The sequence below is a fragment of the Ensifer sp. genome, assembly GCF_035999135.1.
In the GTDB taxonomy this organism is placed as follows: domain Bacteria; phylum Pseudomonadota; class Alphaproteobacteria; order Rhizobiales; family Rhizobiaceae; genus Ensifer.
This window is the reverse complement of record NZ_DASYGZ010000058.1, coordinates 13861-36093: the sequence shown is the minus strand read 5'-3', so window position 1 is coordinate 36093 and position 22233 is coordinate 13861. Positions and strand designations below refer to the sequence as shown.

Sequence of the window (22233 nt, the reverse complement as noted above, 5' to 3'; positions counted from 1 at the left end):
TCAGAGTGCCGCCTTGACCTTCTCGGCCACGTCCGGGCTCACCCACTTGGTCCACATGTCGGGGAACTCCTCGAGGAAGTGCTTGGCCGCGTCCTCGTTCGTGCCCTGGTTCTGGTCCATCCAGGCGAGAACCTTGTTGACCGTGCCGTTGTCCCACTTGCGGACCTTGACATAGTCCATGGCGACGCTGGCCTTTTCGGAGAAGGACTTGGTCACGACCGTGTAGACGTCGGAGACCGGGTAGGAGTTGACCTTCGGGTTCGGGCAGTCCGGAACGGCCGTGCAGGCGTCCCAATCGGCCTTGTCGTGCTCGACGCCGAAGGAGAGGCGGGTCATCTCGTATTTGCCGAGGATGGCGGTCGGCGCCCAGTAGTAGCCGAGCCAGCCGGTCTTCTTTTCAAAGGCGTTGGCGATCGAGCCGTCGAGGCCGGCGGCCGAGCCGGTGTCAACCAGAAGGAAGCCGTCCTTTTCCGCATTCAGCGCCCTGTAGAGATTGGCCGTCGAGACCTGGCAGTTCCAGCCCGACGGGCAATTGTGAACCGCAGCCTTCGACGAATCTTCCGGTGCCGGGAACAGTTCCGGATGCTTCAGTGCATCCTGCACCGTCTTGATGTCGGGATGCGCGTCGGCGATGAATTTCGGGATCCACCATCCTTCGACGCCGCCTTCGCTGAGCAGAGGTGCGGCTTCGATCAGTCGGCCTTCCTTGATCGCCGCGTCGAGCGGCGTGCGCACCGCGTTGACCCAGAGTTCCGGCGCCATGTCGGGCTGCGCCTTTTCGTTCATCGAGGCAAAGGTCGGCATGGTGTCGCCGGTCACCAGCGTCACGGTGCAGCCGTAGCCGTTTTCCAGAATGAACTTGTCCACCTGGGCGGCGACGCCGGCGGAAGCCCAGTTCATTTCGGCAATGCTGACGTCACCGCATTCCGCAGCCTGGGCGGAGCCCGCCAGAGCATAAAGGCCCGCGGCGAGAATGGTGGAAGCGAGGAGTTTCTTCATGTTGCAAGACCTCCCAGTCTTTTTGCAGCCAATATCCAAACGGGAATCCACGGGGGACGCGACGCGTCCTCCGTCACCCGGAGCAACTCATGCAGCGTGAGGTTCGGCATCGGACAAGCCAAGGGTCACCCTTGCTGCGGACGGTGCGGGAGTTCGCTTTTACCCATGGCCGCGGAACCCTGTCGCCAGCCAATCTCCTCTTATACCGTCAGCCAAGCCTAAGGTTTCTCGTTGAGAAATCAACCTCTTCAATCGGATGAGCGGGCGGCGCGCGTGAACATGCGTTCTGTATGCGACATCGCTGGAGCGACGTTTTTGCCCGTGAAAGGCGTCTAATTTAAGCAATAGCGACAATTCCTGCCGCAAAAACCGGCGCGAGAAGCAGAGTCACTTCGAACCCTGTCCGGATCCTGACGTTTCCTGTCGCGATTGCGCCACCGGATTTGTCGCGCATGTCGCGAAAAATTTACAAAAAAGGCCGGAATTCACCTTTGGTTAAATCTTCAATAACCATCCGGTAACGATGTCGAGCTAATTGTTCTTCTCGCGGCGGGGGACTGCCGCCGGTCCGGATCAGGTTTTAGCGTCCCGGGCTTTGAGCGAACCTTCGGGGTGTTTTTCCGAAGTGACCAGGCGTTTTTTTGGCGGCCGCATCCCTCCCAGCGAGGTTGATGCGGCCTTCGCATTTTCAGGAACCCTCCTTGCCGCAGCCGTGCGGCCACTGTTCCAGACGGCGGCCATCTTGTCAGGCGCGTCACGGTCGCTGTAGCTCTTTGCCTTGCATTACATCTGTCCGTTCATCGGCTGCCGATAGGGGAGCCTTGCGGGAGGGGCTCGCCGGTCGTGAATCTGCAATTGCTGTTCCTGCACGCGCTTCCGCTCGATGGCTCGATGTGGGCGGGCCAGATGGGCCTTCTTCCAGGCGCGGCTTATGCGCCGACCCTCTATGGCCTTGGGGACAGCGTCGAGGCATGGGCGAGCGCGGTGCTCGGCCAGGCGACCGGTGAAAGGCTGATCGTCGTCGGCTGTTCGGTCGGCGGGTCCTGCGCCCTGGAGGTCGCGGCCATCGCACCTGACCGGGTGGCGGCGCTCGTTCTCATCGGCACCAAGGCTCGGCATCGGCCCGATCCCGACCTGCGCGACAGGGCGATCGCCTTGATTGATCAGAAGGGGATGGACGAGGCCTATCGTGCTCTGTGGGAGCCGCTGCTTTCACCGCAGGCCCCTGCGAGCGCGAAGGACGCGGTCAGGCGCATTGCACTTCGCCAATCGCCGCTGGAGGTTGCGCGCGGCGTTGCCGCCTTTCACGGTCGACAGAGCCGCGATCGCACTCTCTCAGCGTTTCAGGGTCCGATCGCTGTCGTCAGCGGCGCCGACGACAGCGCGCCGGGGCCGCAACGAAGTGCCGAACAGGCGGCCGCAGCGCCTGATGCCACCCTCCATATCGTTCCGGATTGCGGGCACTATGTGCCGTTGGAGCGTCCGGACGCCATCAACGCCATCCTCCGCCGGCTGATCGCTGAACAGGGCTAGCCACGGCGTCGCATTGCGTGCTTGCGCCCGGCGTCGCTGGCGCACAAAAAAACCGCCCCTGGAGGGGCGGCTGGAGGAGGCTCCGGGAGGAGAGCTCTTAAGGGCGAACATCGCCCGATCGCGGCTTAGCCGACGTTCGAGGTGCGAATGAAACCGAGCGGGCCGAAGGGGGCGTCGACCACGAGGTTGCGCACGCGCGACTGGCTGGCGGGAACCTTGGAATTCCAGGCGATCTGGACGAAATTGGGCTTGCTGAAGATGTACAGCATGGACGTAAACCTTGAGAGGCCGGAGGCCTTGCTCCGGGGCTTGTTGATATGTCGCTGATATAGGTGTGCACTGCGAAAAACGGAAGGCCAAATTCGCCATGCGATGTCGCATTTTGGCTAGCCACCGCGACATTTTCGACAAGCCTTGCGAAGGCTGGAAACAATGCGTGAGCGGCAGGGCTCAATTGCGGCGAAATCGTGTCGAAACAGACCTTTGCCGCCGCGCGTTTCGGTGTTACCGATGCCGCATGACACGCAGGATCATGTTGCAGGGAACCGGCTCGGATGTCGGAAAATCGGTACTGGTGGCGGGGCTCTGCCGGCTCGCAGCCAATCAGGGCCTGAAGGTCCGCCCGTTCAAGCCGCAGAACATGTCGAACAACGCCGCCGTTTCCGACGACGGCGGCGAGATCGGCCGGGCGCAATGGCTGCAGGCGATGGCCGCCCGCGTGCCGTCGTCGATCCACATGAACCCGGTGCTCTTGAAGCCGCAGTCCGACGTCGGCAGCCAGATCGTCGTTCAGGGCAAGGTGGCGGGGCAGGCGAAGGGGCGCGAATACCAGGCGCTCAAACCCAAGCTTCTCGGCGCGGTGATGGAGAGCTTCGATGAGATTTCGGCGGGCGCCGATCTCGTGGTGGTCGAAGGCGCGGGTTCGCCGGCGGAAATCAACCTCAGAGCCGGCGATATCGCCAATATGGGTTTTGCGACGCGCGCCGGCGTTCCGGTCGTGCTCGTCGGCGACATCGATCGGGGCGGGGTGATCGCGTCGCTCGTCGGTACGCACGCGATCCTGCCCGAGGAAGACCGGCGCATGGTGACGGGCTATCTCATCAACAAGTTCCGCGGCGACGTCACGTTGTTTGACGACGGCATTGCCGCCGTCCACCGCTTCACCGGCTGGCCGTGTTTCGGCGTCGTGCCCTGGCTGAAGGCGGCATCGCGGCTGCCGGCGGAAGACTCTGTCGTGCTCGAAAAGCTGACGCGGGGCAAAGGCCGGGCGCTGAAGGTCGCAGTACCCGTCCTGTCGCGCATTGCCAATTTCGACGACCTCGATCCGCTCGCCGCCGAACCGGAGGTCGATCTCATCTTTGTGCGGCCGGGAAACCCGATCCCCGCGGATGCTGGCCTCGTCGTCATTCCCGGCTCGAAATCGACGATCGGCGACCTCATCGACTTCAGGGCGCAGGGCTGGGATCGCGACCTCCAGCGCCATGTGCGCCGCGGCGGAAGGGTGATCGGCATCTGCGGCGGCTACCAGATGCTCGGACGGGGCGTGACCGATCCGCTCGGCATCGAGGGCGGCGAGCGTGACGTCGAAGGCCTCGGACTGCTCGACGTCGAAACCGAGATGGCGCCGGAGAAGACCGTGCGCAACAGTCGCGCCTGGTCGCTGGAGCATGACGTGGCGCTCGACGGCTACGAAATCCATCTCGGCCGGACGCAAGGGCCGGATTGCGACCGCCCTTCGGTGCGCATCGACAACCGCGCCGATGGCGCGCTGTCGTCCGATGGCCGGGTGATGGGCACCTATCTGCACGGGCTGTTTTCAAGCGATGCCTATCGCGCGGCGCTTCTGAAGAGTTTCGGTATCGAGGGTGGCGCAAACAACTATCGCCAGTCGGTCGATGCGGCGCTCGACGATGTCGCGAACGAGCTCGAAGCCGTGCTCGACCGGCGCTGGCTGGACGGGCTGCTCGGGCGGTAGCGCACCAATCCGATCGCAGCCGACAAATCGTCGCGTGGCGCAACTCGGCCGGGGAGGCGTCGCAAGCGTCGATTGACTTTGGGCTGCCCGCTTCCTAATCATCGGACGTTGGATGGTTCCTCCCGGTCGTGGCGATCAGGGGGAATAATTGGGAATGTGACGGGTGGACCCAAATCGGGCATCCTCATCGCAGCCGACCCCGCGACTGTAGAACGGTCAGGGTTCGCCATCGGGTTTGATGCCGGGCTGTCGGCCGGTTGCATGGGCAATCGGGGCAGGTCGAAGTCAAACCGGAAAAGCCACTGGCGTGGCTTCGTGATCAGCCGGGTTGGACGCCTCTTCTTCTACGAATCGTCCGCCTTTCACGAACTTTTAAAAACGCCGGGAAGGTGAGGCGGGCCGCTCGGGTCCTGACATCGGAACCTCGCCCTTTCGGGGCGAGGCGATGCCGGGCCTCGTGACGCCGTGAGCCAGGAGACCTGCCATCCTGCATGGGCATTCCGCCCGAGGAGACGTTGTCTCCAACGCCATCACGGAGGTTGTTTTGGCTCGCAGATCATTTTCCGAACGCGCCGCAGGCGCGCTGACCGGCTGTTGCCATCTGTCGATGACCTCAGGTTCCTGAGGCGGCGGCGATGAGCAATGAGAGCGTCGGACCGATCCTGGTCCTTGGCGGCGCCCGTTCCGGCAAATCGAGCTTTTCCGAGAGGCTGGTCGAAGCGTCCGGTCTCGCCATGCATTATGTCGCCACGGGCCGCGCCTGGGACGACGAAATGCGCGATCGCATCGATCATCACCGGACGCGGCGAGGCGAAGGCTGGACGACGCACGAAGAGCCTGTCGACCTCGTTGGTGTGCTCCAACGCATCGATAACCCCGGTCATATCGTCCTTGTCGACTGCCTGACCCTGTGGGTCACCAATCTCATGCTCGAAGAGCGCGACATCGGGGCGGAGTTTGCAGCGCTTGCCGCCTATCTGCCCGAGGCGCAGGCGCGCCTCGTTTTCGTCTCCAATGAAGTCGGCCTCGGCATCGTGCCCGAGAACCGCATGGCGCGCGAATTCCGCGACCATGCCGGCCGGCTTCACCAGATCGTTGCGGAGAAATCCGCTGAAGTTTACTTTGTCGCGGCCGGTTTGCCGCTGAAAATGAAGGGTTGAATTATGACCACCGCAAGAACCAGCCACGGCAAGATCCCGGCGACCGTCATCACCGGCTTCCTCGGCGCCGGCAAGACGACGATGATCCGCAACCTTTTGCAGAACGCCGACGGCAAGCGCATCGCGCTGATCATCAACGAGTTCGGCGATCTTGGCGTCGACGGCGACGTGCTTAAGGGCTGCGGCGCGGAAGCCTGCACCGAGGACGACATCATCGAGCTCACCAATGGCTGCATCTGCTGCACGGTTGCCGATGATTTCATCCCGACCATGACCAAGCTGCTCGAGCGCGAGAAGCGCCCGGATCATATCATCATCGAGACCTCGGGCCTGGCGCTGCCGCAGCCGCTGATCGCCGCCTTCAACTGGCCGGACATCCGCAGCGAAGTGACCGTCGACGGCGTCGTCACCGTGGTCGACAGCGCTGCCGTTGCCGCCGGTCGTTTTGCCGACGACCACGACAAGGTCGATGCGCTGCGCGTCGAGGACGACAATCTCGACCATGAAAGCCCGATCGAGGAACTGTTCGAGGACCAGCTGACGGCTGCCGACCTCATCGTTCTCAACAAGACCGACCTGATCGACGCTTCGGGCCTGAAGGCCGTGCGCGAAGAAGTCGCCTCGCGCACCAGCCGCAAGCCGACGATGATCGAGGCAAAGAACGGCGAGGTGGCAGCCGCCATCCTGCTCGGCCTCGGCGTCGGCACCGAAAGCGATATCGCCAACCGCAAGTCGCATCACGAGATGGAGCATGAGGCGGGCGAAGAGCACGACCACGACGAGTTCGACAGCTTCGTCGTCGAACTCGGCGCGATCGCCGATCCCAATGCCTTCATCGATCGCCTCAAGGGCGTCATCGCCGAGCATGACGTGCTGCGCCTCAAGGGTTTTGCCGATGTGCCCGGCAAGCCGATGCGCCTCCTGATCCAGGCGGTCGGCGCCCGCATCGACCAGTATTACGACCGCGCCTGGGCTGCTGGCGAAAAGCGCGGCACGCGCCTCGTCGTCATCGGCCTGCACGACATGGATGAGGCTGCGGTGCGCGCTGCGATCGCAGCACTCGTCTGACACTTCGAAATGACGCCGCACCGGGCCGAGGCTGCTTCGTGCCGCACGCCCGGTACGGCCTGAACGGACAAGACCATGCATCTGCTTCTCGCCCAGAAAGGAACGATCGCCGACGGCAATGAAGCGATCGACCTCGGGCAAACGCCGGCCGATATCCTGTTTCTCTCGGCCGCCGACACCGAGCTTTCCTCGATCGCCGCGGCCCATGGCCGCCGCGACGGGGACATGAGCCTGCGCATCGCAAGCCTCATGAGCCTGATGCACCCGATGTCGGTCGACACATACGTCGAGCGCACGGTGCGGCATGCGAAGCTGATCGTGGTCCGGCCGCTCGGAGGCGCCAGCTATTTCCGCTATCTGCTCGAGGCCTTGCACGCCGCGGCCGTCACCCACCGCTTCCAGATCGCGGTGCTGCCCGGCGACGACAAGCCGGACCCGGGACTTGAACCTTTCTCGACCGTTGCCGCCGACGACCGCCAGCGCCTCTGGGCCTATTTCACCGAGGGCGGCGCCGACAATGCTGGCCTGTTCCTCGACTATGCCGCGGCGCTGATCTCAGGCGCGGAAAAACCGCAACCGGCCAAGCCGCTGCTGAAAGCCGGCATCTGGTGGCCGGGCAGGGGCGTGATCGGGGTATCGGAGTGGCTGCAGGCGGTTGCTTCCGACTTGCGGGCTTCTGTGGGGTGGGACGCACCCCCCTCTGTCCTGCCGGACATCTCCCCGACAAAGGGGGAGATCAGGGATGCGGGCGCGCGGCCTGTCTTGGGTGGAGAGCGTGAGGTGGCTGCCCAGAGTCATCCTTCAGTCGCCGGCAATCCAATTTTTGAAGCGAGCGTTCACCCCACGCCAATCTCCCCCCTTGTGGGGGAGATGCCCGGCAGGGCAGAGGGGGGCAACGCCGCCACAAACGCGGCGCATCCGGCACTCACGTCCGGCGCCTTGAATGCTGAAGCGAGCGCGACCGTCGCCATCTGCTTCTATCGCGCGCTCGTCCAGAGCGGCGAGACGCGACCGGTGGAGGCGCTGATCGACGCGCTGGCGGAGCAGGGCGTGCGTGCGCTGCCGGTGTTCGTTTCGAGCCTCAAGGATGCTGTTTCCGTCGGCACGCTGCAGGCGATCTTCGCCGAAGCCGCTCCCGACGTGGTGATGAACGCCACGGGCTTTGCGGTTTCTTCGCCCGGCGCCGACCGGCAGCCGACGGTGCTGGAATCAACCGGTGCACCGGTGCTGCAGGTGATCTTTTCCGGTTCTTCGCGGGCGCAATGGGAGACGTCGCCGCAGGGGCTGATGGCGCGCGACCTTGCGATGAACGTCGCGCTGCCGGAAGTCGACGGTCGCATTCTCGCGCGCGCCGTCTCCTTCAAGGCGGCGTCGATCTATGACGCCAGGGTCGAGGCCAACATCGTCGGCCACGAACCGCTCGAGGACAGGGTGCGCTTTGCCGCAAGCCTTGCCGTCAACTGGGCAAAGCTGCGCCGGACGGAGCCTGCCGAACGGCGGATCGCCATCGTCATGGCCAACTATCCGAACCGCGACGGCCGCCTCGGCAATGGCGTCGGGCTCGACACGCCGGCCGGCACCGTCGAGGTGCTGCGGGCGATGGCGAAGGAGGGGTATGCCGCCCGCGATATCCCCGACGACGGTGACGCCCTGATCCAGTATCTGATGGCCGGGCCAACCAATTCCGCTAGCCGCGACCGCGAAATCCGCGAGACAATTTTGCTCAGCGATTACAAGGCTTTCTTCGATTCGCTTCCGAAACAGATTCGGGATCAGGTCGGTGGTCGCTGGGGTGCACCGGAGGCCGATCCGTTCTTCCTCGATGGTGCCTTCGCGCTGCCGCTCGCCCGCTTCGGCGAGGTGATCGTCGGCATCCAGCCGGCGCGGGGCTACAATATCGATCCGAAGGAAAGCTACCACTCGCCGGACCTCGTGCCGCCGCATGGCTATCTCGCCTTCTATGCCTATCTGCGCCTGCAATTCGCGGCACAGGCGATCGTGCACATGGGCAAGCACGGCAATCTCGAATGGTTGCCGGGCAAGGCCTTAGCGCTGTCTGAAACCTGCTATCCCGAGGCGATCTTCGGGCCGCTGCCGCATATCTATCCCTTCATCGTCAACGATCCGGGCGAAGGCACGCAGGCCAAGCGCCGCACCAGCGCCGTGATCATCGATCACCTGACGCCACCGCTGACGCGCGCCGAATCCTATGGCCCGCTCAAGGACCTCGAAGCGCTCGTCGACGAATACTACGACGCCTCTGGCGGCGACCCGCGCCGGCTTCGTCTGCTCAGCCGCCAAATCCTCGATCTCGTGCGCGACATCGGCCTCGACAGCGACGCCGGCATCGACAAGGGCGACAGCGACGACAAGGCGCTGGAAAAGCTCGACGCCTATCTTTGTGACCTCAAGGAAATGCAGATCCGCGACGGCCTGCACGTCTTCGGCGTGGCGCCGGAAGGGCGCTTGCTGACAGATCTCACCGTAGCGCTGGCGCGCGTGCCGCGTGGGCTCGGCGAGGGTGGAGACCAGAGCCTGCAGCGGGCGATCGCGGTGGATGCGGGATTGAACCGCGCGGTCTCGTCTGTTCGTTCGGCACCTGCGGGGGGTAATCCCACGAACGAGGACGGGTCTATCTCTTCGCAGACCAAACCCTTCGACCCGCTCGACTGCGTCATGTCCGCCCCATGGACCGGCCCGAAGCCAGCGATCTTCGCCGACCTCTCCGATGCCCCATGGCGCACCAACGGCGACACGGTGGAGCGCATCGAACTGCTGGCGGCAAAGCTCGTCTCGGGCGAAGAGAGCTGCCCCGGCGACTGGCCCCACACCCGCGCGGTCCTTGCCGAAATCGACACGCGCCTCAAGCCCTCGATCTCCGGCTCGGGCGCCGCCGAGATGGCGGGTTTCCTCACCGGCCTCGACGGCCGTTTCGTCGCCCCCGGACCCTCCGGCGCACCCACCCGTGGTCGCCCGGACGTGCTGCCGACCGGCCGCAATTTCTATTCCGTCGACAGCCGCTCGGTGCCGACGCCGGCGGCCTATGAGCTTGGCAAGAAATCGGCCGAACTTCTGATCCGCCGCTACCTGCAGGATCACGGCGAATGGCCGTCGTCTTTCGGGCTCACGGCCTGGGGCACGGCGAACATGCGCACCGGCGGCGACGATATCGCCCAGGCCTTAGCGCTGATCGGCGCCAAGCCCACCTGGGACATGGTCTCGCGCCGGGTGATGGGCTACGAGATCGTGCCGCTCGCCGTGCTCGGACGGCCGCGCGTCGACGTGACGCTGCGCATCTCAGGATTCTTCCGCGATGCCTTCCCGGACCAGATCGCGCTGTTCGACAAGGCAATCCGCGCCGTCGGAGCGCTGGAAGAGGACGATGCCGACAACATGATCGCCGCGCGCATGCGGGCGGAGAGCCGGCGGCTGGAGGCTGAGGGGGTGGAAGCCGCAGAGGCCGCGCGCCGCGCATCCTATCGCGTCTTCGGCGCCAAGCCCGGGGCCTATGGCGCCGGCCTGCAGGCGCTGATCGACGAGAAGGGTTGGGAGAGCAAGGCGGATCTCGCCGAGGCCTATCTCACCTGGGGCGCCTATGCCTATGGCGCCGGCGAGGAGGGCAAGGCCGAGCGCGACCTCTTCGAGGAGCGACTGCGCACGATCGAGGCCGTGGTGCAGAACCAGGACAACCGCGAGCACGACCTGCTCGACAGCGACGACTACTACCAGTTCGAAGGCGGCATGAGTGCGGCGGCCGAGCACGTGGGCGCAAAGCGCCCGGCCATCTACCACAACGACCATTCCCGGCCGGAAAAGCCGGTCATCCGCTCGCTCGAGGAGGAGATCGGCCGCGTCGTCCGGGCCCGCGTGGTCAATCCCAAGTGGATTGATGGCGTCATGCGCCACGGCTACAAGGGCGCCTTCGAGATCGCCGCCACCGTCGACTACATGTTCGCCTTTGCCGCGACCACGGGGGCTGTGCGCGACCATCATTTCGAGGCCGCCTACCAGGCCTTCGTCGTCGACGAACGGGTGGCCGATTTCCTGCGCGACAAGAACCCGGCCGCCTTTGCCGAACTGGCCGAGCGGCTGCTCGAAGCGATCGACCGCAATCTCTGGACGCCGCGCTCGAATTCGGCGCGCTTTGAACTTGGCGGCATCAGCCAGGCCGTAACGCGGCTAATGGCCGGCAATGAATAGAGCGGGATGCCCCGCATCCTGCAAACCTGATTTGAGGGAGTGACCATGAACGACGAAACGACGAACAGCGGCGAACCTGTTGCCGAGAAGGACGATGCCCGCCACGCCATGAAGATGGCGAAGAAGAAGGCGGCGCGCGAAAAGATCATGGCGACCAAGACCGACGAGAAGGGCCTTGTCATCGTCAACACAGGCAAGGGCAAGGGCAAGTCGACCGCCGGCTTCGGCATGATCTTCCGCCACATCGCCCACGGCATGCCCTGCGCCGTCGTGCAGTTCATCAAGGGCGCCATGGCGACCGGCGAGCGCGAGCTGATCGAAAAGCATTTCGGCGATGTTTGCCAGTTCTACACGCTCGGCGAAGGCTTTACCTGGGAAACGCAGGACCGCGCCCGCGACGTGGCGATGGCGGAAAAAGCCTGGGAAAAGGCCAAGGAGCTGATCCGCGACGAGCGCAACTCGATGGTGTTGCTCGACGAGATCAACATTGCGCTGCGCTACGATTACATCGATGTCGCCGAAGTGGTGCGGTTCCTCAAGGAAGAAAAGCCGCACATGACCCATGTCGTGCTCACCGGCCGCAACGCCAAGGAAGACCTGATCGAGATCGCCGATCTGGTGACCGAAATGGAGCTGATCAAGCATCCGTTCCGCTCCGGCATCAAGGCGCAGCAGGGCGTCGAATTCTGATGAGCCAGAGCTGGCAGTTCTGGGCGCTGCTGTCGGCAGCCTTTGCTGCGCTCACGGCAATCTTTGCAAAGGTCGGCGTCGCGCAGGTCAATTCCGACTTCGCGACGCTGATCCGCACCGTCGTCATTCTCTTTGTGCTCGCCGGTATCGTGGTGGCGACCGGGCAGTGGCAGAAGCCGTCTGAAATCCCCGGCCGGACCTGGCTGTTCCTGGCGCTGTCTGGGCTTGCCACCGGCGCCTCCTGGCTTGCCTATTTCCGCGCCCTGAAGCTCGGCGACGCCGCCCGCGTCGCCCCGCTCGACAAGCTGTCGATCGTCATGGTGGCGATCTTCGGCGTCTTGTTTCTGGGTGAAAAACTCAACCTGATGAACTGGCTCGGCGTCGGCCTCATCGCCGGCGGCGCGTTGTTGCTGGCGGTGTTTTGAGGTCGCTCGCCCCGTTTGTTCACTGAATGTTCGCCTCAATCACGTCGCAATTCCGGTACATGCAGTGGTTGCGATGGATCGGAGGACGGCATGCAGGTTGACGGCAGTTGGCGCGGGCGCCATGAAAGAGACTACCTTTTCTTCGCAGCCTGGGTGACGGCGGTCCTGTCGGCGCTCTGCGCTGCCGTCCACTATGTCGCGACACTGCCTGCGGGCTGCCCATTCGGGCTCGTTGTGGTTCTCCTTGGTATTTTCCCGGCCATGGTTACAGCGCGATTGACGATCGCGCTCAGCCGATCGCGCCGCAGCCCTTGGCAACTGGTGGCGTATTCGTCCGGGTGTGGCTTCGCCACGGTCGCCGGCCTGATTGGCATCTACGTTCTGACCATGAGTTTCGCGAGTTGGGATCCGGGTGGATATGCCGTGCCCTACCCAGTGCTGACGCACAGTTTTCTAACGTCCGGTTTCCCGGTGTTCGCGGTCGCCGGTGCGCTCATCGCTGCTGCGACCTTCGGGCTGTGGCTGCTGGGCGAGAGGAGAATGGAACGCAACAGCGCTGAGGCGGGGGACGGGACGGCCTCACAGCACACCCCGTTTTCCCCGCACGAGCGCGCATTCGCTCGCAGTGGGCAGTGGCGGGCCGAAGAGCGCTATATCTGGCTCTCTGTTCTGGTCGGTCCGGTGGTCATTGTGCTCCCGCTGATCCTGCTCGAGATGATCTTCAGTCCGGAGACAGCGCTCGGCGCGCCGAAACTGCCATGGGCAGTGCTGCGCTACTACTTCGGCGGTGCTTACGCGGCTGCGATCAGCGCCGTGCTCGTTCTTGCGCTGGTGTTCAATCGTTCCCGTCGCTCGGCCTGGCTTGCCGCCTTTTTCGTCGGCTTGCACGTCGGTGCGATTTTCACGCTTCTGTTTGACTACGCCGACGACACCGCCAGCAATCAGGCATTTCTGCTGCCAATCGGCGGCCTCATTGGCGCCCTATCGGCTACCATTTGCGCCGCCATCTGGTTTCCCGACCGCCGCGGCCTTGGGGCCCAAACTGCGCAACAGGCAGCTTGTGTGCGAGAATTTGTCCGCGTTTTGCGGACCGCCGGCTTTGCCGCACCGGCCACCGCGTCGCTCTCCTTCCCTGTTTTCGCAGCCATGGCCCACATGCTCGGCATCACGACACAGTCGGACCTCGACAACGCTCTGCAGATCGGCGCTATCGAGACGTGGCTTTTGAACTACCGGGTCTGGGCGGTCGTTGCGTTGCTGACACTTTCGCTTGACCACCTTCTCAAGAGCAGAGCGGTCCAACCGCGCTTGGCTCTCATCATCCTTTCGCTGTCAGCCTTTCTCGTCGGAGGCGCCATGGCGCATAGCTTGAGCGAAGACGTACTCAGAAACAGCGTGCCGATTTCGATGGGCGCCTTCCTCGGACTTGGGTTGTCCTGCGTCATTGCAGGCCTCACGGCCGTATTCCTGCTCCGACGGCGCACGCCGCGCAGTCGGGCTGACGGCGCGAGTTCTGTCGCGTGACCGCGAGGTTTCGTCAGACCCAGCGCCGGACGCGCTTGCAATAGGCGCCGTAGGCTTCACCGAAGGCGCGAGTGAGGTGGGCTTCCTCCATGCGGATCTGGTAGGAGATCGAGATCCAGGCGGAAAGGGCGAGTGCGACCGAGATGACGTTGGGAACCGCAAGTACCGTGCCGATCAGTGCCGTGACCATGCCGACATAGATCGGGTTGCGCGAGAAGCGGTAGGGACCGGAGGTCACGAGCGGCGTGTCCTGTTTTTCGGGAATGCCGATCTTCCAGGAATGGCGCATTGTCCATTGCGACAGCATCGTCATAAAACCGCCGAGTGCCATCAAAACGAGACCGGCTGTGTGAAGAGCCGGTGTATCGAGCGCCGGGATCCGTCCAAGCGACGCGTCGACGGCTTCGGGAGAGGCCGCGACCGCCATCAGATGGACCACCAGCGCCACCACGATCACCCGGAAGAGCTTGCCGGCAAATCCTTCCGCATCGTCGCCGTAGGTCAGAACGACAGGCGAACGGCCGGATTGGACGCGGCGCAGGATCGCCAGCGCCAGGGTGGACAGGCCGACGACAAGCATCAGAATGGCGGGAAGGGTGGTAGACATCTAAACCTCTGACTTAAGCAACATGATCGGGTGACGCCTGTCGGCAAGTGGCTTTCGCAACCCCGCCGCAACGCATGTTTCGCAAGTTGCAATCTCTAGCGACTAGAGGTTCAAGAGGGGCCGGTGCTCGACTTTGGTTGTGGTTACCGGACTTTCATCGGCAAGGTGACCGGCGTCATGCGGGGGGAGGACGATAACGCCCCGACTTTGTTCTGTTCTTCGCAGAATCTTGTCTGAAGCTTCGCCGAACTTGCTTGATGGACGTCGTAAAAGCCTCCATTTAACGCGTCATCATGATCCAGATAGCGGGTGAGCCTTGAAGATCGGTTTCAGAGTTGCGGTTGCTGCCGTTTCGGTTTTGCTGTTTGCGGCGTCCGGTAACATGGGTTTTTCACAAACAACGAAAACGGGCGTGTCCCAGGCCCACGTTTCCACGGCGAAAACCAAGCCGAGCACGAAGCCGAGCCCCAAGGCCAAGACCAGTCGGAAGCAGAAGGCGGCGGATGAAGCCAAGGCCAAGGCCCTCGCCGAGGCTCGCCGTCCGCGGATCTGCCAGACCCGCAACACGCAGTGCAGCTATGGTGCCGGCCCCGTGGGGGACCCCTGTTCGTGCTGGTCGAAGTTCGGCGCGCCTGATGCCGGCCTGACAGCGCGGCCTTGACGGGCCTGTGAAAGGCTCCTGAAGGAGCTTGCCGGGTTGCCCCGACCTGACGTCGACATTCCCGACGCAGCCATCGCGTTCGGCCCGGGGCCGTCGGGATGCCGTGACGCCATGTCAGCCGGTTGGCGGCGGGCTATTTCTTTGGCAGGGCCGACTTGAGAGCGATCAGGAACTGGTAGATTACCCCGATCCAATCGTGTCCCTGCGGCAGTGGTTTTCCGTAGGTGTACGCAGGTTCCCTTGTCGGCTTGGCCGGTCCCTCGCCATCGTTCTCAGCCATTCTGGTCTCCAGGCAACAGCGCTCCCATCGCTATCAGAGCCATCCGGACCGCTTGCCCGGTTCCCGATGTCTTCAACTTGTGCCGTCAGGAGGGGAGAGAGGTTGCGTGGCCGCGCTTGAAGATTTGAGCGCCTTGTTCACGTTGTTCCATTGGGTAATCGCCACCAGCGCAAGGGGCGTTGGTTCCGTGGATGCCTGGCAACTGAAGCACCTGACATGCCAATCGTGCTGAGTTTTCCTTTGAAGGTGCACATCTCCCGGATTGCACCGGAAACAAGGCTCCAGCGGAATTTTCGATGTGGCTTCAGATGCCTTCCCTCGGTCCATGGCGCCGAGAAGAAAGATGAGGCCTCCAATGATGACGACGAGGCTGATCCAGTCCACCCGCGATCTCTCCCAACGTTGCACGGGAGAAGTTTGCGCTTGTTGTGGCCAAACACAAGTGGTGAATTCGAAGAGCTGCAACCGCTGGCGGCTGGGCCCAGGACGTGGCAGTCCGCCCAACTGACGACGCAAGGCGCAAATCGGCAGATACGCCTATCCCACCTCGTTCATCTCGAAGAGCGGCAAAGCGAGACAGACTGACAGGACGTGCCATGGCTCGCCCTCGATCGTCGCGCCGTCCGCCTTCTCGCTGAGCGTGAGATGCGGAGCGATGTCGGCACACGTCTGCGACAGGAGGGCTATCCCTTCTTCGGCGGTCAGGCCGCTCGGATAGCGGACGGCGTATTTCCTGCGGGGTGCTGCGTTTTCTGAGGTCATTTTGCCGGGGCTTGGAGAGGGCTAAGGCGACGTCCTGGAACCTACATCGGGCGGTCCGGGTCCCGTTTCGATAGCTCTTCGGTGGTAGCGGCGGCAGTCAAAAAGGAATAGGCGGCAAGGACAGGCGCGCCGACGGCCTCTGGCCGCAGGCGCCGTTCCTTCACCTGGCGGTAGCAGGCACGCGTTCCGCGTCAGACTGTCGATGTCGCGTGCGTGCGCGCCGCGTTGAAGCGCCTGGCCTCAAAGCCCCAGCCAGATCCTCAAGGGGTGCGTGGGATCTGCCAGAAGCCGGATGGCAAGGGCAATCGAAACGACGACGAGCAGCGGCTTGATGATCTTTGCGCCCTTGGCCATGGCGTAGCGCGAGCCGAGCTGGGCGCCGAGGAACTGGCCGACGCCCATCAGCAGGCCGACCTTCCAGAGGATGGCGCCGAAGAACAGGAAGACGCCGAAGGCGCCGATGTTCGAGCCGAAATTCAGGAACTTGGTGTGCGCGGTTGCCTTCAGGACGCCGAAACCGGCAAGCGTCACGAAACCGAGCATGAAGAAGGAGCCGGTGCCTGGGCCGAAGACGCCGTCGTAAAAACCGATCAGCGGCACCAGCGTCAGCGTGAAGATGAAGGGCGTGATGCGGCGGTGCTGGTCGACATCGCCCATGTTCGGCTTCAGGCCGAAGTAGAGCGCGATCGCGATCAGCAGGAAGGGCAGGATCGCCTTCAGCACGTCACCGGGCACGATGGTTGCGAGCAGCGCACCGAGCACGGCGCCGGCCCCCGACATCAGCGCCATCGGCAATTGTTCCCTCAGGTTCACATGGCCCTTGCGGGCGTAGGAAAGCGTCGCCGAGCCGGAGCCGAAGAGGCCCTGCAGCTTGTTGGTGCCAAGCGTCTGCAACGGTGGAATGCCGGCGATCAGCATCGCCGGAATGGTGATCATGCCGCCGCCACCGGCGATCGAATCGATAAAGCCGGCGATGAAGGCGGCAACGAACAGGAAGGCGAGCAGGTGGAAGGCAAGATCTTGCACGGGGGAGTCCAGTGGGAAGGAGACCTGAGGGAGTTCTGCGCCTTGTGTCAGAGCCAGCGAAGAAAAGCAAAGGCTTCTGCAGGCACGCGTCGGCGCGCGCCGGTGCCATGGCCGCAATCATCAGCGAGATCAGACGGTTACACCGGGAAGCTGGAATTCCGGATGGGAGGTGCACGTCGCGCAGCCGATCGCCCGCGCTGGCATGACCCGATCGACCCGGGCAGCGACAATCTTCCCCAATCGCGACATCGGGATGGCGCAATCCGGTTTGACCGGTTGTCGCCGCTTGGATAAAAATAGAGGAACATGCGACGGCGTCCGCTTCTGCGGACTGAAAGAGCGTCCGGTGCGGCCGACCCAACACGGGGGCTTCAGCCGGTGCTGTCCAGATCGGCTCGGCAACAGCCCGTTGCAGCCGGCGCTTCGTGAGGGAGAACCGACGAAGGGAGCCGGCCGTCGTGCCATCGGTCAACGGATCAGAGCAGTCAAAGCCGCAGGGCGAAGCGGGCGTCGGCCCGGCATCGCGCGCGGCGAGCCAGCCGGCAGGGCGGTTGCGAGGTGCGACCCTCGTGCTGGGGCTTGGCTGTGAACGCGGAACGCCGCCCAAGGACGTGATTGCGCTTGCCGAGCGCGCCTTGGTGGAGGCGGGCGCCACGATGGCAGACCTGCTTTTGGTGACCTCGCTTGACGCGCGGGCGGATGAGTCGGCCATTCTCGCCACCGCCCGGCACTTTGGCGTGTCGGCCGCCTTCTACGACGCGGCGACGCTTGAGGCGGAGGCGAGCCGGCTGGAAAACCCGTCCAAGGTTGTCTTTGCCCATACCGGCTGCCATGGCGTCGCCGAGGGGGCGGCGCTTGTCGGCGCCGGCCGTGACGCGGTGCTGGTCGTGCCGAAGATCACATCGAGCCAGGCGACGGCGGCGATTGCCGGTCCGGCATCGATGGCCGCCGGGCGGCGGTCGCTCTCGGAGCGTCGTTGATGTCGGCGTATGTTGTTGAATTGAATCAATCTTTTGTCCGGATTTCCTCTGAAATGGAATCCGGTCGTTCGCCAAGAGTATCAGGTCAGGCGCCTGGCGCCGGAATTCAGGTGGGGCAGCACGGATGATCGACGACCTCTTTGCCGGATTGCCGGCGCTCGAGAAAGGTTCGGTCTGGCTGGTCGGTGCGGGGCCCGGCGACCCCGGCCTGTTGACGCTGCATGCCGCCAATGCGCTGAGACAGGCCGACGTCATCGTCCATGATGCGCTGGTCAACGAGGATTGCCTGAAGCTCGCCCGGCCGGGTGCCGTCCTGGAATTTGCCGGAAAGCGCGGCGGCAAGCCGTCGCCGAAGCAGCGCGACATCTCGCTGCGGCTGGTCGAGCTTGCCCGCGCCGGCAATCGGGTGCTGAGGCTCAAGGGTGGCGACCCCTTCGTCTTCGGCCGTGGCGGCGAGGAAGCGCTGACATTGGTCGAGCACCAGGTGCCGTTTCGCATCGTGCCGGGCATCACCGCCGGGATCGGCGGGCTCGCCTATGCCGGCATTCCGGTGACGCACCGCGAGGTCAATCACGCCGTGACGTTTCTCACCGGCCACGATTCCTCCGGTCTCGTTCCCGATCGCATCAACTGGCAGGGGATCGCCAGCGGCTCGCCCGTCATCGTCATGTACATGGCGATGAAACATATCGGCGCGATCACCGGCAATCTGATTGCCGCCGGGCGGTCGCCGGAGGAGCCGGTCGCTTTCGTCTGCAATGCGGCGACACCGGATCAGGCGGTGCTCGAAACGACGCTGTCGCGCGCCGAGGCCGATGTTGCCGCGGCTGGGCTCGAGCCGCCGGCGATCGTCGTCGTCGGCGAGGTGGTGCGGCTTCGCGCGGCACTCGACTGGATGGGGGCGCTGAACGGGCGCAAGCTTGCCGCAGATCCCTTTGCCAATCGCATTCTCAGGAACCCGGCATGAGCGGTCTTTTGATCGCCGCACCTTCGTCGGGCTCGGGCAAGACGACAGTGACGCTCGGGCTGATGCGGGCCTTGAAGAAGCGCGGCGTTCAGATCGCGCCGGGGAAGGCCGGGCCCGATTACATCGACCCCGCCTTCCATGCGGCCGCGACCGGCGAGCCCTGCTTCAATTTCGACCCCTGGGCGATGCGGCCCGACCTCTTGATGGCAAACGCCGTGCACGCAGCGTCCGGCGGGCGCACGCTGATCATCGAGGCGATGATGGGCTTGCACGACGGGGCGGCCGATGGTTCCGGCACCCCGGCCGATCTGGCGGCGACGCTCGACCTTGCGGTCGTTCTCGTGGTCGATTGCGCCCGGATGTCGCAATCGGTGGCAGCGCTCGTGCGTGGTTATGCCGATCACCGAAACGACATCCGGGTCGCCGGCGTCATTCTCAACAAGGTCGGCAGCGATCGGCACGAAAAGATGCTGCGCGATGCGCTTGAGAAGGTGCGCATGCCGGTGTTCGGCGTGTTGCGACAGGACAGCGCGCTCGCCCTGCCGGAGCGGCACCTTGGCCTCGTGCAGGCGGGTGAGCATGGCGCGCTTGAAGGCTTCATCGAAGTGGCGGCACAGCGGGTGGAGCGCGCCTGCGACCTCGACGCGATGCGCCTGATCGCGGCGCATTTTCCGCAGGAGAGGGCGTCGACGAATGTCGGGCGGCTCTCCCCGCTCGGCCAGCGCATTGCGGTCGCACGCGACATTGCCTTTGCCTTTTCCTACGAGCATCTGCTCTTCGGCTGGCGTCGGCACGGTGTCGAGATCTCGTTTTTTTCGCCGCTTGCAGATGAGGCGCCAGATCCGGCGGCCGATGCGGTCTATCTGCCAGGTGGCTATCCGGAACTGCATGCGGGCCGCCTCAGCGCCGCGTCCGCTTTCCGTGCCGGCATGCAATCAGCAGCGGAACGGGGTGCGCGCATCTTTGGCGAGTGCGGCGGATACATGGTTCTCGGCGAAGGCCTTGTCGCTGCCGACGGCGCACGCTACGAGATGCTTGGCCTGCTGCCGCTTGCAACCAGCTTTGCCGAGCGCAGGCGGCACCTCGGCTATCGCCGGGTCGTGCCCGTCGACAACGGCTTTTTCGATGGACCCATGACCGCGCACGAATTTCACTATGCGACCATCGTTGCCGAAGGTGCTGCCGACAGGCTGTTTGCGGTGAGTGACGCCGCGGGCGAAGATCTCGGCGCTGCGGGGCTCAGACGCGGCAATGTCGCCGGCTCCTTCATGCACCTGATCGATATCGCGGCCCAGCCATGAGCGCTCCGATCATCCATGGCGGCGGCATCACCGAGGCCGCGGCCCGCTACGGCGGCCGGCTTGAAGATTGGCTCGATCTGTCGACGGGGATCAACCCGTGCCCGGTCGCCGTGCCCAAGGTGCCCGAGCGCGCCTGGCACCGGCTGCCGGATCGCCAGACCGTGGACGATGCCCGCCTGGCTGCCGCCGCGTACTATCGCACGGGCAACGTTCTGCCCCTGGCCGTGCCCGGTACGCAGTCGGTGATCCAGCTCTTGCCGCGGCTGGTCGAACTCCACGCCCGCGCAACGGCAGGGGCAGGGGCAGGCATTGGGGCAGGGTCGGGCAGCCGTGTCGCGGTGCTGGGGCCGACCTATGGCGAGTATGCCCGTGTTCTTTCCGCTGCCGGGTTTGCGGTCGACCGTCTTGAGGATGCGGACGCGATCGGCGCCGGGCACGTGCTTGCCGTCGTCGTCAACCCCAACAACCCCACCGGCCGGTCGTTTTCGCCCGCCGAGCTCCTCGCCATTGCCGCGCGGCTGAAGGCGAACGGCGGTCTGCTCCTGGTCGACGAAGCCTTCGGCGATTTGCAGCCGGACCTGAGCGTCGCCGCCCATGTGGGCGACCAGGGCAACCTCGTGGTCTTTCGTTCCTTCGGCAAGTTTTTCGGGCTCGCCGGCCTGCGCCTGGGTTTTGTCGCGGCACCCGATGCGATCCTTGCGGCGTTTGCCGAGTGGCTCGGTCCCTGGGCGGTTTCCGGTCCGGCGTTGACGATTTCGGCGGCGCTCATGCAGGGCGACACGAAGAACATTGCCGCCGGGATTCTCGCGCGCCGCGCAGGCCTTGATGCGGTGCTCGACGAAGCCGGGATCAAAAGGATCGGCGGGACCGGGCTCTTCGTGCTGGTCGAGCATCCGCAGGCGACCCGGCTGCATGAGACGCTCTGCCAAGCGCATATCCTGACGCGCAAGTTCGACTACGCGCCAACCTGGCTCAGAATCGGGCTTGCGCCGGATGCTGCGGGCGACCGACGCCTGGCGGACGCGCTTTCGCGCATGGAGCGCTGAGTGTCGGAAACGATCCTGCTCATCCTTGTGCTGGCACTCGTCATCGACCGTTTCGTCGGCGATCCGGACTGGTTGTGGGCGCGCGTGCCGCATCCGGTGGTCTTCTTCGGCAAGGCGATAGGCCTTCTTGATGCGCGGCTGAACCGTGAGGACCTGGGCGATGGCGCGCGCAAGGTTCGTGGCACTGTTACGATCCTCCTGCTACTGGGCTTGAGCGTCTGCCTTGGTCTTCTGCTGCATCGTCTGCTCGCCGCATTGGGCCCGGTCGGCTTCCTGCTCGAAGCGCTGCTGGTCGCCGTGTTCCTGGCGCAAAAGAGCCTCGCCGACCACGTTCGTCGTGTGGCCGAGGGCTTGGCGCAGGGCGGGCTCGAAGGAGGGCGAAGGACGGTTTCGATGATCGTCGGCCGGGATCCGAAGACGCTCGACGAACCGGCCGTCTGCCGCGCGGCGATCGAAAGCCTCGCCGAGAATTTTTCCGATGGCGCCGTCGCGCCGGTGTTCTGGTATGCGATTGCCGGCCTTCCCGGCCTTCTCGCCTACAAGATGCTGAACACCGCCGATTCGATGATCGGCCACAAGTCGCCGAAATATCTCTATTTCGGCTGGGCCTCGGCGCGCCTCGACGATCTCGCCAATTGGCCGGCAGCGAGGCTCTCGATCTTCCTGATCGCAGCCGGCGCGCTGGTTTATCGCGGCGCGCGCGCCGCCAAGGATGCATTGACGGTGGCGCTCAGCGATCACGGGCTACACCGCTCTCCGAATTCCGGCTGGCCGGAAGCGGCCATGGCCGGCGCGCTCGACCTGCAGCTTGCCGGCCCGCGCATCTATGGCGGCGTCAAGGTGAGCGAACCGATGATCAACGGCGCCGGCCGAGCCGTGGCGACCGCTGAAGATATCAGGGCCGGCATTGCTGTATTTGATGGCGCCTGCACGGCGATGACGCTTGCTGTTCTTGCCATCGCGATGATTTGATCGCGGAAAGCCTTCCGATCTCTCAAAAATCACCTTCGCGTTAAGACTTTTCTTCCC

General features: G+C 64.3%; 20 protein-coding genes and 1 riboswitch. Of the genes, 14 read left to right on the top strand and 6 right to left on the bottom strand.

The annotated features are described in order from the left end of the window. Nucleotides 1–999 (bottom strand): ABC transporter substrate-binding protein, encoded by a 999-nt coding sequence (locus VGO12_RS06090; RefSeq protein ID WP_327511833.1) that lies wholly within the window; start codon nucleotides 997–999, stop codon nucleotides 1–3. Nucleotides 1000–1842: 843 nt separating this feature from the next. On the opposite strand from VGO12_RS06090, the gene VGO12_RS06085 reads away from it, so the two are divergent. Next, nucleotides 1843–2532, top strand: coding sequence for an alpha/beta hydrolase (locus VGO12_RS06085; RefSeq protein ID WP_327511832.1), 690 nt, complete (start codon nucleotides 1843–1845; stop codon nucleotides 2530–2532). Between the two features lie 125 nt (nucleotides 2533–2657). Here VGO12_RS06085 and VGO12_RS06080 read toward each other — a convergent pair whose 3' ends face one another. Beyond that, nucleotides 2658–2801, bottom strand: a complete 144-nt coding sequence (locus tag VGO12_RS06080) for a hypothetical protein (protein WP_327511831.1) — start codon at nucleotides 2799–2801, stop codon at nucleotides 2658–2660. Between the two features lie 248 nt (nucleotides 2802–3049). On the opposite strand from VGO12_RS06080, the gene VGO12_RS06075 reads away from it, so the two are divergent. From VGO12_RS06075 to VGO12_RS06045, 7 genes are all read left to right on the top strand, one after another. Further along, a complete protein-coding gene (locus tag VGO12_RS06075; protein WP_327511830.1) occupies nucleotides 3050–4507 on the top strand; it encodes a cobyric acid synthase in 1458 nt (485 codons plus the stop codon). A 96-nt stretch (nucleotides 4508–4603) separates the two neighbouring features. Continuing rightward, a riboswitch (cobalamin riboswitch) is annotated at nucleotides 4604–5008 on the top strand. Nucleotides 5009–5142: 134 nt separating this feature from the next. Then, nucleotides 5143–5667: a bifunctional adenosylcobinamide kinase/adenosylcobinamide-phosphate guanylyltransferase gene (gene cobU, locus VGO12_RS06070; RefSeq protein ID WP_327511829.1), complete on the top strand. Its 525-nt coding sequence runs from the start codon at nucleotides 5143–5145 to the stop codon at nucleotides 5665–5667. A 3-nt stretch (nucleotides 5668–5670) separates the two neighbouring features. Continuing rightward, the gene (gene cobW / locus VGO12_RS06065) at nucleotides 5671–6735 is read left to right on the top strand and encodes a cobalamin biosynthesis protein CobW (protein WP_327511828.1); all 1065 of its coding nucleotides are present in this window, start codon (nucleotides 5671–5673) and stop codon (nucleotides 6733–6735) included. 75 nt (nucleotides 6736–6810) lie between these two features. Next, a complete protein-coding gene (cobN, locus tag VGO12_RS06060) occupies nucleotides 6811–10935 on the top strand; it encodes a cobaltochelatase subunit CobN (protein ID WP_327511827.1) in 4125 nt (1374 codons plus the stop codon). Nucleotides 10936–10980: 45 nt separating this feature from the next. Then, nucleotides 10981–11625 (top strand): cob(I)yrinic acid a,c-diamide adenosyltransferase, encoded by a 645-nt coding sequence (gene cobO / locus VGO12_RS06055; protein ID WP_327511826.1) that lies wholly within the window; start codon nucleotides 10981–10983, stop codon nucleotides 11623–11625. Then, on the top strand, nucleotides 11625–12050 hold the full coding sequence (locus tag VGO12_RS06050; RefSeq protein WP_327511825.1) for an EamA family transporter: 426 nt from the start codon (nucleotides 11625–11627) through the stop codon (nucleotides 12048–12050). The genes cobO and VGO12_RS06050 overlap by 1 nt, the downstream gene beginning before the upstream one ends. A 90-nt stretch (nucleotides 12051–12140) precedes the next feature. Continuing rightward, on the top strand, nucleotides 12141–13574 hold the full coding sequence (locus VGO12_RS06045) for a hypothetical protein (RefSeq protein WP_327511824.1): 1434 nt from the start codon (nucleotides 12141–12143) through the stop codon (nucleotides 13572–13574). A gap of 13 nt (nucleotides 13575–13587) precedes the next feature. On the opposite strand, the gene VGO12_RS06040 is transcribed toward VGO12_RS06045, so the two are convergent. Then, nucleotides 13588–14181 (bottom strand): isoprenylcysteine carboxylmethyltransferase family protein, encoded by a 594-nt coding sequence (locus VGO12_RS06040; protein WP_327511823.1) that lies wholly within the window; start codon nucleotides 14179–14181, stop codon nucleotides 13588–13590. 316 nt (nucleotides 14182–14497) lie between these two features. Between VGO12_RS06040 and VGO12_RS06035 the strand changes: the two genes are divergently transcribed. Then, on the top strand, nucleotides 14498–14842 hold the full coding sequence (locus VGO12_RS06035; RefSeq protein ID WP_327511822.1) for a hypothetical protein: 345 nt from the start codon (nucleotides 14498–14500) through the stop codon (nucleotides 14840–14842). A gap of 133 nt (nucleotides 14843–14975) precedes the next feature. Here VGO12_RS06035 and VGO12_RS06030 read toward each other — a convergent pair whose 3' ends face one another. The 3 genes from VGO12_RS06030 to VGO12_RS06020 all read right to left on the bottom strand — a co-directional run bounded on the left by VGO12_RS06030 (nucleotide 14976) and on the right by VGO12_RS06020 (nucleotide 16910). Beyond that, on the bottom strand, nucleotides 14976–15122 hold the full coding sequence (locus VGO12_RS06030) for a hypothetical protein (RefSeq protein WP_327511821.1): 147 nt from the start codon (nucleotides 15120–15122) through the stop codon (nucleotides 14976–14978). A gap of 537 nt (nucleotides 15123–15659) precedes the next feature. Continuing rightward, complete coding sequence (locus tag VGO12_RS06025; protein ID WP_327511820.1) at nucleotides 15660–15884, bottom strand: hypothetical protein; 225 nt, start codon at nucleotides 15882–15884, stop codon at nucleotides 15660–15662. A 240-nt stretch (nucleotides 15885–16124) separates the two neighbouring features. After that, nucleotides 16125–16910, bottom strand: a complete 786-nt coding sequence (locus VGO12_RS06020) for a TSUP family transporter (RefSeq protein WP_327511819.1) — start codon at nucleotides 16908–16910, stop codon at nucleotides 16125–16127. A gap of 551 nt (nucleotides 16911–17461) precedes the next feature. Here VGO12_RS06020 and VGO12_RS06015 point away from each other — a divergent pair. The 5 genes from VGO12_RS06015 (at nucleotide 17462) to cbiB (ending at nucleotide 22176) form a co-directional block, all read left to right on the top strand. Continuing rightward, nucleotides 17462–17890 carry a cobalamin biosynthesis protein gene (locus tag VGO12_RS06015; RefSeq protein WP_327511860.1) on the top strand — a complete coding sequence of 143 codons (429 nt, stop codon included), beginning with the start codon at nucleotides 17462–17464 and terminating at the stop codon, nucleotides 17888–17890. Between the two features lie 127 nt (nucleotides 17891–18017). Then, a complete protein-coding gene (gene cobA, locus VGO12_RS06010) occupies nucleotides 18018–18857 on the top strand; it encodes a uroporphyrinogen-III C-methyltransferase (RefSeq protein ID WP_414650681.1) in 840 nt (279 codons plus the stop codon). Further along, complete coding sequence (locus VGO12_RS06005) at nucleotides 18854–20158, top strand: cobyrinate a,c-diamide synthase (RefSeq protein ID WP_327511817.1); 1305 nt, start codon at nucleotides 18854–18856, stop codon at nucleotides 20156–20158. Before cobA ends, VGO12_RS06005 begins: the two co-directional genes overlap by 4 nt. Next, nucleotides 20155–21204: a threonine-phosphate decarboxylase CobD gene (gene cobD / locus VGO12_RS06000; protein ID WP_327511816.1), complete on the top strand. Its 1050-nt coding sequence runs from the start codon at nucleotides 20155–20157 to the stop codon at nucleotides 21202–21204. Before VGO12_RS06005 ends, cobD begins: the two co-directional genes overlap by 4 nt. Next, the gene (cbiB, locus tag VGO12_RS05995) at nucleotides 21205–22176 is read left to right on the top strand and encodes an adenosylcobinamide-phosphate synthase CbiB (RefSeq protein ID WP_327511815.1); all 972 of its coding nucleotides are present in this window, start codon (nucleotides 21205–21207) and stop codon (nucleotides 22174–22176) included. Nucleotides 22177–22233 lie beyond the last annotated feature (57 nt).

Coding starts and splice junctions, on each gene's coding strand:
- VGO12_RS06045 (WP_327511824.1), top strand. CDS start 12,141: ATGCAGGTTGACGGCAGTTGGCGCGGGCGCCATGAAAGAGACTACCTT.
- VGO12_RS06025 (WP_327511820.1), bottom strand. CDS start 15,884: ATGACCTCAGAAAACGCAGCACCCCGCAGGAAATACGCCGTCCGCTAT.
- cobO (WP_327511826.1), top strand. CDS start 10,981: ATGAACGACGAAACGACGAACAGCGGCGAACCTGTTGCCGAGAAGGAC.
- VGO12_RS06005 (WP_327511817.1), top strand. CDS start 18,854: ATGAGCGGTCTTTTGATCGCCGCACCTTCGTCGGGCTCGGGCAAGACG.
- VGO12_RS06030 (WP_327511821.1), bottom strand. CDS start 15,122: ATGGCTGAGAACGATGGCGAGGGACCGGCCAAGCCGACAAGGGAACCT.
- cobD (WP_327511816.1), top strand. CDS start 20,155: ATGAGCGCTCCGATCATCCATGGCGGCGGCATCACCGAGGCCGCGGCC.
- VGO12_RS06050 (WP_327511825.1), top strand. CDS start 11,625: ATGAGCCAGAGCTGGCAGTTCTGGGCGCTGCTGTCGGCAGCCTTTGCT.
- cobN (WP_327511827.1), top strand. CDS start 6,811: ATGCATCTGCTTCTCGCCCAGAAAGGAACGATCGCCGACGGCAATGAA.
- VGO12_RS06080 (WP_327511831.1), bottom strand. CDS start 2,801: ATGCTGTACATCTTCAGCAAGCCCAATTTCGTCCAGATCGCCTGGAAT.
- VGO12_RS06040 (WP_327511823.1), bottom strand. CDS start 14,181: ATGTCTACCACCCTTCCCGCCATTCTGATGCTTGTCGTCGGCCTGTCC.
- VGO12_RS06075 (WP_327511830.1), top strand. CDS start 3,050: ATGACACGCAGGATCATGTTGCAGGGAACCGGCTCGGATGTCGGAAAA.
- VGO12_RS06090 (WP_327511833.1), bottom strand. CDS start 999: ATGAAGAAACTCCTCGCTTCCACCATTCTCGCCGCGGGCCTTTATGCT.
- cobU (WP_327511829.1), top strand. CDS start 5,143: ATGAGCAATGAGAGCGTCGGACCGATCCTGGTCCTTGGCGGCGCCCGT.
- cobW (WP_327511828.1), top strand. CDS start 5,671: ATGACCACCGCAAGAACCAGCCACGGCAAGATCCCGGCGACCGTCATC.